Origin of the sequence: Streptomyces sp. NPDC047853 (assembly GCF_043204535.1) — a bacterium.
Classification (GTDB): domain Bacteria; phylum Actinomycetota; class Actinomycetes; order Streptomycetales; family Streptomycetaceae; genus Streptomyces.
Genome location: NZ_JBIDCI010000004.1, coordinates 309,389 through 326,567, shown reverse-complemented (window position 1 = coordinate 326,567; position 17,179 = coordinate 309,389). Strand labels below are relative to the sequence as shown.

At 73.2% G+C, this 17,179-nt stretch carries 16 protein-coding genes; 6 read left to right on the top strand and 10 right to left on the bottom strand.

The genetic code is table 11. From position 1 onward, the window contains the following. Positions 1-146: 146 nt before the first annotated feature. Positions 147-842, bottom strand: a complete 696-nt coding sequence (locus ACGF5T_RS10520) for a helix-turn-helix domain-containing protein (protein WP_356604785.1) — start codon at positions 840-842, stop codon at positions 147-149. A 392-nt stretch (positions 843-1,234) separates the two neighbouring features. Here ACGF5T_RS10520 and ACGF5T_RS10515 point away from each other — a divergent pair, with 392 nt between their 5' ends. Together ACGF5T_RS10515 and ACGF5T_RS10510 are read left to right on the top strand one after the other, a co-directional pair. Beyond that, on the top strand, positions 1,235-3,625 hold the full coding sequence (locus ACGF5T_RS10515) for a phosphoketolase family protein (protein WP_366767102.1): 2,391 nt from the start codon (positions 1,235-1,237) through the stop codon (positions 3,623-3,625). After that, positions 3,622-5,997 (top strand): glycosyl hydrolase family 65 protein, encoded by a 2,376-nt coding sequence (locus tag ACGF5T_RS10510; protein ID WP_361014877.1) that lies wholly within the window; start codon positions 3,622-3,624, stop codon positions 5,995-5,997. Before ACGF5T_RS10515 ends, ACGF5T_RS10510 begins: the two co-directional genes overlap by 4 nt. 10 nt (positions 5,998-6,007) lie before the next feature. Here ACGF5T_RS10510 and ACGF5T_RS10505 read toward each other — a convergent pair whose 3' ends face one another. Further along, a complete protein-coding gene (locus ACGF5T_RS10505) occupies positions 6,008-6,460 on the bottom strand; it encodes a hypothetical protein (protein WP_356604779.1) in 453 nt (150 codons plus the stop codon). A gap of 326 nt (positions 6,461-6,786) precedes the next feature. On the opposite strand from ACGF5T_RS10505, the gene ACGF5T_RS10500 reads away from it, so the two are divergent. After that, the gene (locus ACGF5T_RS10500; RefSeq protein ID WP_366767101.1) at positions 6,787-7,071 is read left to right on the top strand and encodes a hypothetical protein; all 285 of its coding nucleotides are present in this window, start codon (positions 6,787-6,789) and stop codon (positions 7,069-7,071) included. Positions 7,072-7,099: 28 nt separating this feature from the next. Here the strand turns inward: ACGF5T_RS10500 and ACGF5T_RS10495 are convergent, their stop codons facing one another. The 7 genes from ACGF5T_RS10495 to ACGF5T_RS10465 form a co-directional block, all read right to left on the bottom strand. Continuing rightward, entirely contained in the window at positions 7,100-8,362 is a 1,263-nt protein-coding gene (locus ACGF5T_RS10495) for an arginine deiminase (protein WP_356604775.1), read from the bottom strand. Positions 8,363-8,411: 49 nt separating this feature from the next. Continuing rightward, positions 8,412-9,866 (bottom strand): basic amino acid/polyamine antiporter, encoded by a 1,455-nt coding sequence (locus tag ACGF5T_RS10490; protein WP_366767100.1) that lies wholly within the window; start codon positions 9,864-9,866, stop codon positions 8,412-8,414. A 105-nt stretch (positions 9,867-9,971) separates the two neighbouring features. Beyond that, on the bottom strand, positions 9,972-10,835 hold the full coding sequence (locus ACGF5T_RS10485; RefSeq protein WP_366767099.1) for a DMT family transporter: 864 nt from the start codon (positions 10,833-10,835) through the stop codon (positions 9,972-9,974). A gap of 99 nt (positions 10,836-10,934) precedes the next feature. Then, positions 10,935-11,759, bottom strand: coding sequence for a hypothetical protein (locus tag ACGF5T_RS10480; protein WP_366767098.1), 825 nt, complete (start codon positions 11,757-11,759; stop codon positions 10,935-10,937). Positions 11,760-12,024: 265 nt separating this feature from the next. Beyond that, the gene (locus ACGF5T_RS10475) at positions 12,025-12,363 is read right to left on the bottom strand and encodes an SCO0607 family lipoprotein (protein WP_356604767.1); all 339 of its coding nucleotides are present in this window, start codon (positions 12,361-12,363) and stop codon (positions 12,025-12,027) included. A gap of 77 nt (positions 12,364-12,440) precedes the next feature. Further along, entirely contained in the window at positions 12,441-13,406 is a 966-nt protein-coding gene (locus ACGF5T_RS10470; protein ID WP_356604765.1) for a hypothetical protein, read from the bottom strand. Between the two features lie 23 nt (positions 13,407-13,429). Then, positions 13,430-14,005 carry a DUF488 domain-containing protein gene (locus ACGF5T_RS10465; protein WP_366767097.1) on the bottom strand — a complete coding sequence of 192 codons (576 nt, stop codon included), beginning with the start codon at positions 14,003-14,005 and terminating at the stop codon, positions 13,430-13,432. Positions 14,006-14,200: 195 nt separating this feature from the next. Here ACGF5T_RS10465 and ACGF5T_RS10460 point away from each other — a divergent pair, with 195 nt between their 5' ends. Together ACGF5T_RS10460 and ACGF5T_RS10455 are read left to right on the top strand one after the other, a co-directional pair. Continuing rightward, complete coding sequence (locus tag ACGF5T_RS10460; RefSeq protein ID WP_356604761.1) at positions 14,201-14,770, top strand: WHG domain-containing protein; 570 nt, start codon at positions 14,201-14,203, stop codon at positions 14,768-14,770. A 60-nt stretch (positions 14,771-14,830) separates the two neighbouring features. After that, the gene (locus ACGF5T_RS10455; RefSeq protein WP_361014863.1) at positions 14,831-16,006 is read left to right on the top strand and encodes a GDSL-type esterase/lipase family protein; all 1,176 of its coding nucleotides are present in this window, start codon (positions 14,831-14,833) and stop codon (positions 16,004-16,006) included. A gap of 62 nt (positions 16,007-16,068) precedes the next feature. Here the strand turns inward: ACGF5T_RS10455 and ACGF5T_RS10450 are convergent, their stop codons facing one another. Next, positions 16,069-16,200, bottom strand: coding sequence for a hypothetical protein (locus tag ACGF5T_RS10450; RefSeq protein WP_356604757.1), 132 nt, complete (start codon positions 16,198-16,200; stop codon positions 16,069-16,071). Between the two features lie 233 nt (positions 16,201-16,433). Between ACGF5T_RS10450 and ACGF5T_RS10445 the strand changes: the two genes are divergently transcribed. Beyond that, positions 16,434-17,174 (top strand): methyltransferase domain-containing protein, encoded by a 741-nt coding sequence (locus ACGF5T_RS10445; RefSeq protein WP_361014859.1) that lies wholly within the window; start codon positions 16,434-16,436, stop codon positions 17,172-17,174. Positions 17,175-17,179: the final 5 nt, after the last annotated feature.

Here is a 17,179-nt window from a genome sequence, read left to right as displayed (position 1 = left end):
GCCTGAGCTGCGGTCACGACTTCTCTTTCGACAGTGGTGTGTGGGTGATCGGCGCGGGCCGGGCAGGGCTCGGCGCCGGAGCGCGCGGATCGGACGACGGGTGGCGGCACGGCGCCGGCTCGGGAGCCGGGCGGCCGGTGCGGTGGTCAGGCGGGTGGCGCCGGCAGCCCGGCGGCGAGGAGGGTGAACACCTCCTGGAACACGTCGCGGAAGGCACGGACCTCCGGGCGGGCGCACCAGTGGTCGATGCTGACCCGGACGGCGGTGACCGCCACCGCGGCCAGCAGCCGGGGGTAGAGGTCCAGCGCCTGGCGCCGCTCCTCGTCGGAGGCGGCCGGTGGGTCGGGGGCGTCGCCGGGTGTGTCGCCGGGGGCGTCGGTGACCGAGCGCATCCGTTCGGCGATGGCCTCGGCCAGTTCGGTCTCGTCCGCCATGTGCGCGCCGAGACTGCGCACGAAGAGGTGCGGCGCGGCGCGCAGCACCTGTCCGTGCAGGCGCCACAGCTCGTGCTGCTGCTCGGCCTCGGCCAGTTCCGCCGCCAGGGCGTCGCGCAGCGCTTCGAGCGGGGTGAGGCCGGCCGGTGCGGCGAGCAGCGCGCGGCGCACGTGCGCGCTGGTCTCGGCGCCGGTCAGGACGAAGACGTCGTCGCGGGTGTCGAAGTAGTTGAAGAAGGTCCGCACCGACACTCCGGCCGCGGCGCTGATCGCCTCCACGGTGACCTTCTCCGCGCCGTGCTCGGCGGCCAGGCGCACCGCGGCCTCGGTGAGCGCGACCCGTGTGGCCCGCTTCTTCCGCTCGCGCAGACCGCCCCCCGCGGTACCTTTCTCCGACATAAGTTGCATGGTATGCAAAGATGCACGACATGCAAAATTGACCCGGGTGCCCTCCCGAGGGGCGGGACCGTGCCGCGGTCGGCTCCGCGTACCACCGGCGCACATCCGGCGTGCGGTACGGAGGCCGGGGTACGCGGTCCGTCGACACGGCCGCCACCGGGGTCGGCGCCGGTGACGGCCGTGCCGTTCGTGCGCGCACGGGACCCGGGGCGGGAGGAGCACGGGTCCGGCGAGTCGGCCCCCCGCGACCCGCCGGGCCCGGCGCCGGCACGTGAGGCGACGGCGACGTGACCCGAACGGCCCTGTCGGGTACCCGAGCGCTTCGCGCGGGGTTGGGATGGGCGGGGGGCACCCCGGTCCATGCCGGCCCGACCGCCGTCCCGCAACGGAAAGGACCCCGGATGTCCGACGACACCCAGCAGGCGCCCGCCGCGCTCACGGACGAGGAGCTCGCCGGCCTGGACGCCCACTGGCGCGCCGCGAACTACCTCTCCGTCGGCCAGATCTACCTCATGGCCAACCCCCTGCTGACCGAGCCCCTGCGCCCCGAGCACGTCAAGCCGCGCCTGCTGGGCCACTGGGGCACCTCGCCCGGCCTCAACCTGGTCCACACCCACCTCAACCGGGTGATCAAGGCCCGCGAGCTGGAGGCCCTGTGCGTGTGGGGCCCGGGCCACGGCGGGCCCGCGGTCCTGGCCAACTCCTGGCTGGAGGGTTCGTACACCGAGACCTATCCGGACGTCACCCGGGACGCGGCCGGCATGGCCCGGCTGTTCAAGCAGTTCTCGTTCCCCGGTGGCGTCCCCAGTCATGTCGCGCCCGAGACGCCGGGCTCCATCCACGAGGGCGGTGAGCTCGGGTACGCGCTCTCGCACGCCTACGGTGCCGCCTTCGACCGTCCCGACCTGGTGGTCGCCTGCGTGATCGGTGACGGCGAGGCCGAGACGGGCCCCCTGGCCACGTCCTGGCACTCCAACAAGTTCCTCGACCCGGTGAACGACGGCGCCGTCCTGCCGATCCTGCACCTCAACGGATACAAGATCGCCAACCCGACGGTGCTCGCCCGCCTCCCCGAGGCCGAACTCGACGAGCTGCTGCGCGGTTACGGCCACGACCCCCTCCATGTCACCGGTGACGAACCGGCCGCCGTCCACCGCGCGATGGCCCGCGCCATGGACACCGCCCTCGACCGCATCGCCGCCCTCCAGCGGGCCGCCCGCGAGGAGGGCGCCGGGGAGCGCCCCCGCTGGCCGATGATCGTGCTGCGTACGCCCAAGGGCTGGACCGGCCCGGCGGAGGTCGACGGCCTGCCCGTCGAGAACACCTGGCGCGCCCACCAGGTCCCCCTGTCCGCCGTGCGGACCGACCCGCAGCACCTGCGGCTGCTGGAGCAGTGGCTGCGCTCCTACCGGCCGGAGGAACTGTTCGACGACGCGGGAAGCCCCCGGCCCGCCGTCCTGGCCTCCGTGCCCGACGGCGCCCGCCGCCTGGGCGCCACCCCCTTCGCCAACGGCGGGCTGCTCCTGCGCGAGCTGCCCCTGCCGCCGCTGGAGAAGTACGCCGTCCCCGTGGACCGGCCCGGCGCGAGCACGCACGAACCCACCCGCGTCCTGGGCGACCTGTTGCGGGACGTCATGGACGCCACCGCCGACCGCCGCGACTTCCGCCTCGTCGGACCCGACGAGACCGCCTCCAACCGCCTCCAGGCGGTCTACGCCGCCAGCGGCAAGGCCTGGCAGGAGCGGACGCTCCCCGTGGACGAGGACCTCGACCGGCACGGGCGCGTGATGGAGATCCTCTCCGAGCACACCTGCCAGGGCTGGCTGGAGGGCTACCTGCTCACCGGCCGGCACGGGCTGTTCTCCTGCTACGAGGCCTTCGTCCACATCGTCGACTCGATGGTCAACCAGCACATCAAGTGGCTCAGGGTGACCCGGCGCCTGCCCTGGCGCGCCCCCATCGCCTCCCTGAACTACCTGCTCACCTCCCACGTCTGGCGCCAGGACCACAACGGCTTCTCCCACCAGGACCCCGGCTTCGTCGACCACATCCTCAACAAGAGCCCCGAAGCCGTCCGGGTCTACCTGCCGCCGGACGCCAACACCCTGCTCTCCGTCGCAGACCACGCCCTGCGCAGCCGCGACTACGTCAACGTGATCGTCGCCGGCAAGCAGCCCTGCTTCGACTGGCTGTCCCTGGAGGAGGCCCGGGTGCACTGCGCGCGCGGCGCCGGCATCTGGGAGTGGGCCGGCACCGAGGACGGCAGCCGCGAACCCGACGTCGTGCTCGCCTGCGCCGGCGACGTGCCGACCCAGGAGGTACTGGCCGCGGCCCAGCTGATCCGCCGCCACCTGCCGGACCTCACCCTGCGCGTCGTGAACGTCGTCGACATCGCCCGGCTGCTGCCCAGCGGGGAACACCCGCACGGCATGAGCGACTTCGAGTACGACGGCCTGTTCACCGCCGACAAGCCGGTCGTCTTCGCCTACCACGGCTACCCCTGGCTGATCCACCGGCTCGCCTACCGGCGCACCGGCCACGCCCACCTGCACGTGCGCGGCTACAAGGAGATCGGGACCACCACCACGCCCTTCGACATGGTGCTCGGCAACGACATGGACCGCTACCGCCTCGTCATGGACGTCATCGACCGCGTCCCCGGCCTCGCCGTGCGCGCGGCGGCCGTCCGGCAGCGGATGGAGGACGCCCGGCTGCGCCACCACGACTGGATCCGCGAACACGGCGTCGACCTGCCCGAGGTCGCCGACTGGTCCTGGGACGACCCGCGGTGACCGCCACCCCCTCGACCTGGGACTACGACCACTACGACCCGGCACAGGAGCGGCTGCGCGAGTCGCTGTGCACGCTCGGCAACGGCTACTTCGCCACACGCGGCGCGCTGCCCGAGTGCGCAGCGGACGACGTGCACTACCCGGGCACCTACGTGGCCGGCTGCTACAACCGGCTCACCTCCGCCGTCGCCGGACGCGAGGTGGAGAACGAGGACATGGTCAACCTGCCCAACTGGCTGCCGCTGCGCTTCCGGGTGGCCGGCGGGGAGTGGCTCACGCCGGACACCGCCGAGGTGCTCGACCACCGCCAGACCGTCCACCTGGACTCGGGTGTGCTGGAGCGCCGTACGCACCTCGGCATCGGCCAGGGACGCGTGCTGTCCGTGCGCCAGCTGCGCATGGTGCACATGGGCGACCCGCACCTCGCCGCCCTGCGCACGGAGTTCACGGTGGACACCGGTGCGGCGGAGATCGAGGTGGAGGCGGCACTCGACGGCGGCGTCACCAACTCGGGGGTGCCCCGCTACCGGGACCTGGAGGGCCGCCACCTGACCCACGTGCACACCGGTAGGGGCGGCGACGACACGGTGTGGCTGCGCTGCCGCACCCGCACCTCCGACATCCGGATCGGCATGGCGGCCCGTACGACGGCCGACGCGCCCGTCACCCCGGCACGCGAGCACCTGCGGGTGGCCCAGCGCACCACCGTGCGGCCGGAACCGGGGCGGACGGTGACCGTCGACAAGATCGTGGCCCTGCACACCTCACGCGACCCGGCGATCAGCGACCCGCTGCAGGCCGCCCTCGACCGGGTCGCCGACGCCCCCGGCTTCGACGAGCTGCTGGTGTCGCACCGCACGGCCTGGGGCCAGCTGTGGCGCCGCGCCGAACTCGACGTACCCGGCGAGGCCGGCAGCATCCTGCGCCTGCACCTCTTCCACGTGCTGCAGACCCTCTCGCCGCACACCGCCGACCTCGACGTCGGCGTACCGGCGCGGGGTCTGCACGGGGAGGCCTACCGCGGGCACGTCTTCTGGGACGAGCTGTTCGTCCTGCCCTACCTCAACCTGCACTTCCCCGAGGTGTCCCGGGCCCTGCTCCACTACCGGCACCGGCGCCTGGAACGCGCCCGTGCCGCCGCCCGCGCGATCGGCAGACGTGGCGCGCTGTACCCCTGGCAGAGCGGCAGCGACGGGCGCGAGGAGACCCAGCAACTGCACCTCAATCCGCGCTCGGGCCGCTGGCTGCCCGACCACTCCCACCTCCAGCACCACGTGGGATCGGCCATCGCCTACAACGTGTGGCAGTACTGCGAGGCCAGCGGCGACGCCGAGTTCCTGCACACCAAGGGCGCCGAGACGCTGCTGCAGATCGCGCGCTTCTGGGCGGACTCCGCCACCTGGGACGAGCACCTCGGACGGCACCGCATCCGCGGCGTGGTCGGCCCCGACGAGTACCACGAGGCCTATCCCGGTGCCGCCGCTCCCGGCCTCGACGACAACGCGTACACCAACGTCACGGCCGCCTGGGTACTGACCCGCACCCTGGAAGTGCTGAACGACCTGCCCGAACCGCGCCGCCGTGAACTCGTCGAGCGGACCGCCTTGGACGACGGCGAACTCGAACAGTGGGAGAACGTCTCCCGCACCCTCCACGTCCCCTTCCACGAAGGGGTGGTCAGCCAGTTCGAGGGGTACGGCGACCTCGCCGAACTCGACTGGCAGGGCTACCGCGAGCGGTACGGCGACATCCGGCGCCTGGACCGCCTGCTGGAGGCCGAGAACGACAGCGTCAACCACTACCAGGCGTCCAAGCAGGCCGACGTCCTGATGCTCGGCTACCTGTTCTCCCCGACCGAACTGCGCTCCCTCTTCGACCGGTTGGGGTACCGCCTGGACGAGCGGACGTGGCAGCGCACCGTCGACTACTACCTGGCCCGCACCAGTCACGGCTCCACCCTCAGCGGACTCGTCCACGGCTGGATCCTGGCCCGGGCCCGCCGCGCCGAGGCCTGGACGTACTGCCAGGAAGCGCTCAAGGGCGACGTCGCCGACCTCCAGGGCGGCACCACCGGCGAGGGCATCCACCTCGGGGCCATGGCGGGCACCCTCGACCTCGTCCAGCGCGGGCTGACCGGACTGGAGACCCGCTCCGGCGCCCTGTGGCTGAACCCGGTGCCCCTGCCGGAACTGTCGTCGTACGGGTTCTCCATCCGCTACCAGGGCCACTGGGGCGTGCGGCTGCGGCTGGAGCACGGCCGGCTGGAGATCGCCGTGCCGTCCTCCGGCCGCCTGCCGATCGACGTCCGGCTGCCGGACCGCGCGGTGCGCCTCCAGCCGGGCGACACCTGCCGACTGGCGCTCCCGGACTGACCGCCGGGCCTCAGTCCCACAGGGGGTAGGTCACCGTGCCGGGGGACCCGGCCGGCCGGCCGTCGGTGTAGGTCAGGGTCATCCGGGTGTAGTGCCGCTCGCCCGGGTCCTTCTCCCAGGCCCGCGGCTGGTCGAGCCGGACGGTCACGGGATAGGAGTGGAACGTGCCCTCGGCGCAGTAGGGGACGCAGTCGTTGACGGCGTTGGTGCCCCGGCCCACCGCGGCCTGAGCGTCCCACCGGGACCACTGCATCGAGACCAGGCGGCTGTTGCCGTCACCGCAGGCGAGCACGAACGTCCCGGGCCGTACGTCGGGGCGCGAGGAGCAGTCGACGAGCACCGGGTCCCGCGACTGCTGCGACGTGCGTTCCCCCGACGGTGCGGCGGAGGCCGTGCCCAGGGGCACGGCGAGCGCGGCGGCGGCACAGAGCGTGACCGCGGTCCTCATCGGTTTGCTGCCCATGTCTGCTCCCAGGAGTCTCGGGGTCGCTCGGCTCCGCTCTCCTTCCCGTACCGACCGTACGGCCGGCTCGGTGAACGCACCACTCGTACGGCCCAGCGGGCGACGCGACCTCTCGCACCTCCTGGCGGGCGGGAGCGGGACGCCGTGCACGAGGGCGCCTGGCCCGCACGGCCCGCGTCCGCCCCGGAGCCCTCGCCGGGCCGGTTCGTGCGACAAGACGCCGATTGCATCCGCCGGGTGGCAGTGGGGACGGCCCGCAACCGCCGCGGCCGCCCCGGTGTCTCCTGCGGTCAAGAACGGCGACCCCACCTGCGGAGGACCGCGGTATGCACACGATGACTGCCTCGACCACCACCGACCCGACCCGCCCCCGCTCCCGCGACACCCAGGGCGACTTCCTGCTCCAGCCGCCCGACCCCGCGCAGCGGGTGCCCTGCCGCATCGACCCCGTCGACCTGCGGCGCCTCGACCTGCTCGCCCTCCTGACGGCGGCGGGCATCGCGCCCTCCGCCGGGGACCGGGCCGCCATCGCCCGGCTCAGCGAACTGCCCGGCGACGTGCACGCGGCACTGCGCCGGTGGCTGGAGCAGGCGTACGGCTTCTGCCGCTGACGTCCCGCCCGGCGTCCGCGGGACGGTCTCAGAAGTCGACGGGGTCCCGCACCAGCGGGCAGGTCATGCAGTGGCCTCCGCCGCGGCCCCGGCCCAGTTCCGCACCCACGATGGGCACGACCTCGATACGGGCCTCGCGCAGCAGGGCGTTGGTCTGGGTGTTGCGGTCGTAGGTGAACACCACCCCCGGTTCCACCGCGACGGCGTTGTTGCCGCTGTCCCACTGCTGGCGCTCGGAGGCGTAGGCGTCGCCGCCCGTCTCCACCACCCGCAGCGAGGAGAGGCCGAGTGCCTTGGCGACGACGTCGACGAACGGGGTCGTGCCCTCGTCGACGACGTCGAAGCCGGGGCCCCGGTCGCCCGGACGCAGGGAGAAGGTGTGCACGCCGTCCATGATCCGTGGGTAGAGGGTCACCACGTCCCGGTCGGCGAAGGTGAACACGGTGTCCAGGTGCATGGCCGACCGCAGCTTCGGCAGTCCGGCGACGACGACGTGCTGTGCGGCGCCGTCGCGGAACAGCGCGGCGGCGACCTGGGTGATGGCCTGGCGCGAGGTCCGCTCGCTCATGCCCATGAGGACGACGCCGTTGCCGACCGGCATGATGTCACCGCCCTCGAAGGTGGCCTGACCCCAGTCGAGTTCGGGATCGCCCCACCACACCCGCGAGCCCTTGAAGTCGGGGTGGAAGGTGTAGATCGCCTTCATCAGCAGCGTCTCGTCGTGCCGCGCGGGCCAGTACAGCGGGTTGAGGGTGAGGCCGCCGTACAGCCAGCAGGTGGTGTCGCGGGTGTACAGGGTGTTGGGCAGCGGCGGCATCAGGTACTCGCGTGCGCCGGTGGACTCGCGGGCGAGCGCGAGGTGGGGGGAGCGGAAGTCCTCGGGAAGGTCGCTGGTGGCCAGCCCGCCGACGAGGTACTCGGCGAGTTGCCTGGGCGACAGGGTCTCCAGGTAGGCGCGGGTCGCGTCGACGAGGCCGACGCCGACCCGGTTGGCGACGATCTTCCGGTCCAGGAGCCATGTCCTGGCCTCAGGGAGGGCCATGATCTGGGCGAGCAGGTCGTGCAGCTCCACCACCTCCACCCCGCGCCGCCGCAGTTCACCGACGAACGCGGCATGGTCGCGCTGGGCGTTCTCCACCCACATCACGTCGTCGAAGAGCAGGTCGTCCGAGTTGGTGGGGGTGAGCCGCCGGTGTGCGAGTCCGGGGGAGCACACCAGGACCTTGCGCAGCCTGCCGACCTCGGAGTGGACGCCGAGGGCGGGTCGGGTGGTGCCTTCGTTGCCGGTCACACTGGCTCCCTTGGGGGTGTGGGGCGGGGAGGACTGGAGGGGGCGCGGTTCACAGGCTGATCCACCCGGCCACCAGGGCCACGACCCCGAGCACCGCGCCGGCCACGGAGACGGCCAGGACGACGCGTTCCCCCGGGGAGAACAGCCGCCGGCCCTGCTCGCGCCGGGCCATGACGAACAGGACGGTCGCCGGGGCGTAGAGGACGAAGGAGACCAGCACGTACTTCGGGCCCGCGGCGTACAGCAGGAACACGGTGTACACCGTGGCGACGACGCCGACGACCAGTTCGCGCCGTGAGGTCCGGCCGCCCTCGGTGCGCGGGTCGTCCCGGACACCGAGCCGCACCGCGAAGGCCGCGGCCAGCAGGTACGGGATCAGGGAGAGGGCACTGGTCAGGTTGAGGGCGAAGTCGAAGGCGTCGTCGGAGAAGCTGGTGGCGATGAGCACCACCTGGGTGAGCAGCGAGCTCATCAGCAGGGCCGGCACGGGCACGTCGACGGCGTTGGCGCGGCGCAGGAAGCGCGGCATGTCGTCGTCCTGGGCCGCGACGAAGAGCACCTCGGCGGCCATCAGCGTCCAGGCGAGGTAGGCGCCCAGCACCGACACGACCAGGCCGACGCTGATGAACACCCGGCCCCAGGTCCCGACGGCCGCCTCCAGGACGCCCGCCATGGACGGCTGGCGCAGGCCGGCGATCTCGGCCATCGGCATGATGCCGTACGACACGATGGTCACCGAGGCGAAGACCGCGAACACGCTGAGGAAGCCGAGCACCGTCGCCCTGCCCACGTCGGAGCGGCGCCGGGCGTGCCGGGAGTAGACGCTGGCACCCTCGACGCCGAGGAAGACGAACACGGTGGCCAGCATGGTGCCGCGCACCTGGGAGAACAGCGAACCGGAGTAGTCCGCGCCACCGAAGTTGTCGGCGAACAGGCTCGGCCTGAAGTACACCAGGGCCAGGACGACGAAGAAGACGATGGGGACGAGCTTGGCCACCGTGACGACCTTGTTGATGGCCGCCGCTTCCTTCACCCCGCGCCGGATCATCCAGAAGAACGCCCACAGCCCGATCGAGGACAGGACGACCGCGACGGCGGTGTCCCCGTCGCCGAGGACCGGCCAGATCGAGCCGACGGTCGACATGATGAGGACCCAGTAGGTCACATTGCCCACACAGGTGCTGGCCCAGTAGCCGAAGGCCGCGAAGAAGCCCAGGTACTCGCCGAAGCCCGCCTTGGCGTACGCGTACACGCCGGCGTCCAGGTCGGGTCTGCGGACGGCGAGGGACTGGAAGACGAAGGCCAGCATCAGCATGCCGGTACCGGCGATCGTCCAGGCGATCAACGCCCCGGCGACGCCGGTCTCCTCGGCGAACCGCCCCGGCAACGAGAAGACGCCGGCCCCCACCATCGACCCGACGACCATGGCCGTCAGGGTGAACAGCGGCAGCTTCGCGGCCGGCGGGGCCTCCCCGGCGGCGTCGGACGTGGCGGCCTGCGGCATGCCGCTCCTCTGGGTCGCGGTGCGGTTGCGACCACTGTGCATCACGGGGTGAGGTCGGGCATCTCGTCCCCGGCCCGCGCACACCGGACGGTGCCGGCCGGAGGGTCACTCTCCCGTGCGCAGGTCGGTACCACGCCGGGCGAGGGTGAGCACACCCACGACGACGAGGGCGACGCCCAGCAGTTGCGGCACGACCCACCAGCCGCCCCGCACGTCCTCCTGGTACAGGGCCACGCCGAGCAGGAGGCTCACCGCCGCGTCCCCCAGGGTGAGGGCGGGCTGGGAGGCCACCAGCGGACCGCCCTGCATGGCGTGCTCCAGCAGCAGCACCGCGCCCACACCGGCCCCGGCGAACGCGTAGGTCTGCCAGGTGGTCAGGAAGCCCGTCACGCCCTCGGTGTCCAGGACCCGCATCGAGTCCTTCATCAGAGCGGCCGTCAGGGCGTAGCACACGGCCGTGGCCGCACCGAGGCAACCGGCGCGGGCCTTGCCCACGGGGCGCCTCAGACCGGCCGCGGCCAGCAGTACGGCCGCTCCGGCACAGGCCGCCAGGGCGGGCAGCCAGCGGTCCAGCGCCACCTCGGCCTCGCCGCCGTCGGGAGCGGCCGACACCAGCGCGATGCCGAGCCCGACGACCACCGAGCCCACGGCCAGCCACATGGCACGGGGCAGGTGGCGGTGGGTCATCAGCGAGGCCAGCAGCAGGGCCAGCGGAAGCTCCAGCACGAACAACGGCTGTACGAGTGACAAGGGCCCGGTCGCGAGAGCCACCGCCTGGCCCACACCGGCGACGACGACGGCGAGCATGCCGGCGATCCAGACCGGCTGCCGCAGCAGGTCCACGACGAGTCCGGGGCGGAACCCCTGGGACTGCGGCACGCTCAGTGCGGCCCGCCGCTGGAGCACGGTGGCCAGCGCGTTGCTGAACGCGGCGAGAAGTGCGAAGAGCACCGGCAGTACAACACCCATCCACCGATCCTCACCCTGTTCACCCGCGGGCGCGCGCCGCACCGCACCGCGGCGGGTGCGGACGGAGCCGGCGCCTGTCGGCGCCGGTTGCGTCCGCGGTCAGTTGTCACCCGGCGCGGTGGGCTCCTCCGTCCCGGCGTCCCGCTTCTGCTGCGCGCCCGGCGCCTCGGTGGCCGTGTAGTAGACCGAGGTGCCCTGCTTGGTGCGCTGGGCCAGGTTCTTGGCGACGAGCCCTTCGAGGGTGGTGCGGACGACCGTGGTCTTGATGGTGCGTCCGGCGTGGGCCGCGTCCAGCGCCGTGGTGACCTCGGCGGCGGAGCGCGGTTCCTTCTGCTCGGTGAGGTGCTGGCGCACCAGCTCCACCAGGGTGGGCTGGGCGGGCTGCTTCGCGGAGGAGGCGGAGGCGGAGGGGGTGGTGGCGCTGGACGAGGCGGCGGCCCCGGTCGCGGCCTGCGCCGGCGTCTTCTTCGCCGCGGGCTTCCCGGCGGACTTGGTGGCCGGCTTCGCGGTGGCCTTGGTGGCCTTGGTGGCCGGCTTGGTGGCGGCGGGCTTGGCGGACCTGGCGCCCGACTTGGGCGCGGCGGCGCGCTGGGGAGCGGCGGCGGCCTTGCCGCCCCGCTTCCGCTTCCCGGCGGCCGGCTTCCCGGTGGCACCACCACGGGGAGCGGGCACGGTCGCCGCGTCGGTGGCGGCCGGAGCCGGCGCGGTCGCCTGCTGGGCCGGCGGCGCGGCGATGCCGAGCGCCTGCTGCACGTTGACCAGGAGCGCGTGGTCGTGCTGGAGCGCGGCCAACTGCTGCTGCAGGGCGGTGATCTCCCCGCTGACGCGTTCCTGCTCCTTGACGTTGCGCTCCAGGTCGTCGGTGACCTGGACGCTGTACTGCGACGCCAGTTCGGTGGCGGCCTGCATCGTGCTCTCGGACATGGTGGTGACTCTCCTCGATTCGCGGCCGTGAAGGCTCGGGAGGAACGGCGGGACGTCGGGCGCGGGACGTGGCGAACCATGTCCCGTCGGCGCCCGGCAGCGGAGAACAGGCGACTGTCGCCGACTGTGCTGACACAGATAGTACGGACGGTGGGTGCTGCTTGTTCCCCTGTTTGCTGCCGGGCCGGTATACCACGTATGGCCGCCAACGTGGTATGCGTCGACGGTTCTTCGCGCGCGTGTTCGGGCCGCGGGTCCTCCGTACTCACTCGCCGTCGGACACCTCGACGGTCCTCCCGTCCCGGTCGACCGTGTGCGTCTGCCAGTAGGTGTCCCACTCGTCTCCGACGTGCTCGGGGACCTTGCCCTCGGGGAAGCGGGTGTATCCCTCGGGCGGTTCCTCGCCGTCGGGGACACAGGTGCGGCCGGTGCCGCCGGTGGTCATGACCGGGTACTCGCCACCACCGCAGACGGCGTCCTGTGTCGAGCAGCCGGTCAGCACCGCGGCGACCGCCGCACCCACGATGAGCAGGCGCCGGACGGATCGTGTCGCGTGGTCGACGCCGGTGGCGGACGGGCGGTGAAGTCGGCCGGTGATGTGCACGACGGGTTCCTCCTGGTGACGGGACGGCCGGCCTCCCTCGGCGACGGGAAGCGGTCGGGTGGGGTGGACACGGGTACTCAGTCGGACGGGCCGGAACGCCTGACCCCGGAGGCCGAACGGTCCACCCGGCGCGTGGCCTCCCGCGCCTCGCGCTCGGCCCGGGCCAGCGCGTCCGCGGCGGTGCGGCCCCGCTCTTCGGCGTCCCGCCGTTCCCGTTCGGCCCGGTCGAGTCTCTCCCGCGCCTGCCGCAGTTGCTGCTCGGCGGCGGACAACTCCGCACGCGCCCGGCCGTGTTCGTCCTGCGTCCGCCGCAGCGAGGCATCGGCGTCCGCCTGTTCCGCGCGCCTGTCGCGCAGCAGTCGCGCCGCCCGCTCCGCCGCCTGTTCGGCGCGGTCGAGTTCCTCCTGCCGCCTGCGGCGCCGCTCGGCGAGTTCGTCCTTCGTCCGGCCCGCCGGCCTGCCGCGAGGTGTCCCGGGCCGGGACGGCCGCTCCGGGGGCGCGGGCTCGGCCGGGGCGCCGTCCGCGGGGAACCCGGACGGGGGAGTGAGCGACACCGTCAGGTGTCCGCCGGCCCACCGGTCGGCCGCTTCCGGGTCCGCGAGTACCGCGCGCAGGGTCGCCTCGACCTCCCGCCGCGCCGCCTCCGACAGCGGGTGCCCCGCCTCACCGGCGAGCTGGGCCGCCTGCCGGGACAGCGCGGAGACGATGCGCCGGCGCTGGTCGGAGAGTTCCCTGAGCCCGGCGGCGTCCAGGGTGCGGTGTGCGTCGCGCAGCGCCCGTCCCAGTTCCAGGAAACGGTCGGCCTCCTCCGGTCGGGAGTGCGTCAGCAGGTTCGCCGCCCAGGCCGCGAGCGTGGGGCGCCGGGCGGCGTGGAGCCGGCGTGCGTCCTCCTTGCGGCCGGCGGTCCTCGCGGCCGCGGCATGTTCCTCGCGGCGGGAGACGAAGTCGGAGGGAGGCGTGGTGTACAGCTCGTCGAGAACCGACTCGACCCGAGCCGCGCCGGGGCCACCGCTCGCCCGGCCGTGTCCGCCGCTGCTGCGCATGGGACCTCGCCTCCTGTCGACGTCTAGGGCCGCCCCGGCCGCGATGCCACGGGCCTCGCCGCCGCCGCCTCCTCGTCGTCGTAGACCAGGAGTCCGTCCGCCCGCAGTCGCGCCCCTGGGGTGGGGGAGTGCGCCGTGAGGCGGCCGTCGTGCATCAGGTGGTCCACGGGACGGTCCCGGGCCAGCACGGCGAAGTCCGCGACGAGGCGTCGGTGGCACCGCCACCACACCGCCTCGCCGCACATCACCGCGGTGCGTTCCCGCGACACCTGGTCCAGCAACGCGTCCATGGCGGCGACGAACTCCGGCGAACGGGTGTGACCGGCGTAGCCCCGGAACGAGGCGTTGCGCCAGACGACGTCGGGCGAGTCCGGGGCGGGCCTGCGGAACCCGCCCAGCCGCTGCTCCCACCGGTAGGCGAGCCCCTCTTCCGGCAGCCACCGCGCCAGCCGCTCGCGCAGCAGGTCGGGGTCGCGCCGGCTGCCCGGCGCGGTCCTGACGTCGACCACGGCGGTCACGCCGGCACCGCGCAGCAGTTCCGCCAGGGCCGTGCGGCCCGCGGTGCCGTGTCCGAACGTGACCAGACGGGGCTGGGACATGTGGTCGGGGTCCCCGCACCGCGGGCACTCATGCCTGCGGCCGCCGACGGTCAGGTGTCTCCGGTCTCCGTCCCGGAAGCGGCCGAACGGACCGTGCCCCTGACCCATTGCCCTGGAGCACGTTGCTCGGGAACGCGTTGCCTAAAAGCTTTAGGTAATTGCATAATAGGTGGAGGCAAGCGGGAGGGCGGGACTGTGGCGCGTGTGGGGCTGACCACCGACCGACTGGTGCGGGCGGGTGCGGACCTGGCCGACGAGGTGGGCTTCGACCAGGTGACGGTCTCCGCCCTGGCCAGGCACTTCGACGTCAAGGTCGCGAGCCTGTACTCGCACGTGCGCAATTCCCAGGACCTCAAGACCCGGATCGCCCTGCTCGCGCTCGCCGAACTCGCCGACCGGGCGGCCGCGGCACTGGCGGGACGGGCCGGCAAGGACGCCCTCGCCGCCTTCGCGGACGTCTACCGCGACTACGCCCGGGAGCACCCGGGCCGCTATGCGGCGGCCCGGCTGCGCCTGGACCCGGAGACGGCGGCGGACAGCGCCGGCGTCCGCCACGCCCGGATGACCCGGGCGATCCTGCGCGGCTACCACCTGACCGAACCCGACGAGACCCACGCGGTCCGACTGCTGGGCAGCGTCTTCCACGGCTACGTCAGCCTCGAACTGGCCGGAGGCTTCAGCCACAGCGTCCCCGACAGCCAGGAGACCTGGACCCGCATCGTGGACGCCCTCGACGCCCTGCTGCGCAACTGGCCCGCACAGTGAGCCGCGCAGCCTGAAGCCCGCGCTGTGCACACCCCGAACCACCCATCGGCCGGAGGCGGCATGAACACCGACCACGACTGGATCACCACGCCGATCACGCGGGAACTGCTGCGCGGCGCCCTCGACGTCGAACGCACCGAGCACGGCCTGCTGCCGCACCGGCTGCCCGCCCGGGCCCGCGCCCAGAACACCGACGGACAACTGGCCATGGCCGAGTCCCAGCCGTCCGGCGTCCGACTCGCCCTGCGCACCCGGGCCACCGCGCTCGAACTGGACACGCTGCCCACCAAGCGGGTCTACGTCGGAGCCCCGTCGCGTCCGGACGGCGTCTACGACCTGCTCGTCGACGGCCGCCCGGCGGGCCGGGGGAGCGTCGTCGGCGGCAACACCCTGACCATCGACATGACCACCGGCACGGCGGCGGTCGAGCCCGGCCCGGTCGGCACACTGCGTTTCACCGGCCTGCCTGAAGGCAGCAAGAACCTCGAGATCTGGCTGCCGCACAACGAGACCACCGAACTCGTCGCCCTGCGCACCGACGCTCCCGTCGCACCCGCCCCCGACCCCGGACGCAGGATCTGGCTGCACCACGGCAGCTCGATCAGTCACGGCTCGGACGCCGCGAGTCCCACCACCACCTGGCCGGCGCTGGCCGCGTCCCTCGGCGGTGTCGAACTCGTCAACCTCGGACTGGCCGGCAGCGCGCTGCTGGACCCGTTCACGGCGCGGGCCATGCGGGACACCCCGGCCGACCTGATCAGCGTCAAGATCGGCATCAACGTGGTCAACCACGACCTCATGCGGCTGCGTGCCTTCGCCCCCGCCGTGCACGGTTTCCTCGACACCCTCCGCGAGGGGCACCCCACCGTCCCGCTGCTGGTCGTCTCGCCGATCCTGTGCCCCGTCCACGAGGACACCCCCGGCCCCCTCGCCCCCGACCTCACCGGCCTCGGCGAGGGACGGATGCGCTTCGTGGCCATGGGCGACCCGGCGGAACGGGCGAGCGGGAAACTCACCCTGAACGTCATCCGGGACGAGCTGGCCCGTATCGTCGCGCAGCGCACGGCCGACGACCCGAACCTGTACCACCTCGACGGCCGTGCGCTCTACGGCGAGGCCGACTCCGCCGAGCTGCCGCTGCCGGACAACCTCCACCCGGACGCGGCCACCCACCGCCGCATCGGCGAACGCTTCGCCGCACTGGCCTTCACCGGCGACGGCGCCTTCGCGGACTGACGCCGAGCCGGCCAACCCTGAGTGGCCTGGACCGAGGCAGGGAACCGAGGCGCTCGCGCCCCTCAGCCCACGACGACCGAGGCGAAGCGCCGGGCGACCTCGCGCCAGACCGGCTCGGCCGCGGCCTCGTCGCGTTCCGCCCGCCGGACCAGCTCCGCCGCATCCAGCCCGCGGGCCCGCTCCCCATCAGCCACGCGGCCCCCGGCGACAGTGCGGTGACGGCGTCCACATGGTGCTCGACCGCCGTCACCGGCTGCGGCGACTCCAGGACACCCCGGCACTGCCCACACAGCCGCGGTACGCCATCCTCGCGACGGCACACAGCCCGGCGGCGCCCCGCCTCCTGCCGGGCCGCGGCGTCACCGCCGGTGCGCGGCGCGGAAAAATCACGGGCGCCCGCCCACCCGCCGGAGGTACCGTCCCCCGCATGTCTGGTGAGGACGGTTACTTCGGGGAAAGCGTCGCCGCTCGCTACGACGAGTCGTCGGCCGACATGTTCGCCCCCGACGCGGTGGATCCCGCGGTGGGGCTCCTGGCCCGGCTGGCGGGCGGTGGGCGGGCGCTCGAGTTCGGCGTGGGCACCGGCCGGATCGCGCTGCCCCTCGCGGCCCGCGGGGTACCGGTGCACGGCATCGACATGTCGCGGGCGATGACCGCCCGGCTGAGCGCCAAGCCGGGCGGCGACGCGGTCGGGGTGACCATCGGGGACTTCGCGACGGCCCGGGCGCCCGGCTCGTACACCGTGGCCTACCTGGTCTTCAACACCATCAACAACCTGACCACGCAGGACGCCCAGGTCGACTGCTTCCGCAACGCGGCCGCCCACCTGGAGCCCGGCGGCCGCTTCGTCGTCGAGGTGGGCGTACCGGAACTGCGGCTGCTGCCCCCGGGGCAGACCGCCGTGCCGTTCGGTATCGGTCCGGCCGAGTGGGCGTTCGACACCTATGACACCGCCACCCAGGCGATGAGTTCGCACTACGTCACCGTCGTGGACGGACGCGCCGAGCACACGGCGATCCCGTTCCGGTACGTCTGGCCCGCCGAGCTCGACCTGATGGCCCGGATCGCCGGGATGCGCCTGTGCGACCGGTGGGAGGGGTGGCGCGGGGAGCCGTTCACCCACGAGAGCCGCCGCCACGTCTCGGTGTGGGAGAAACCCGCCGACTGACCGCG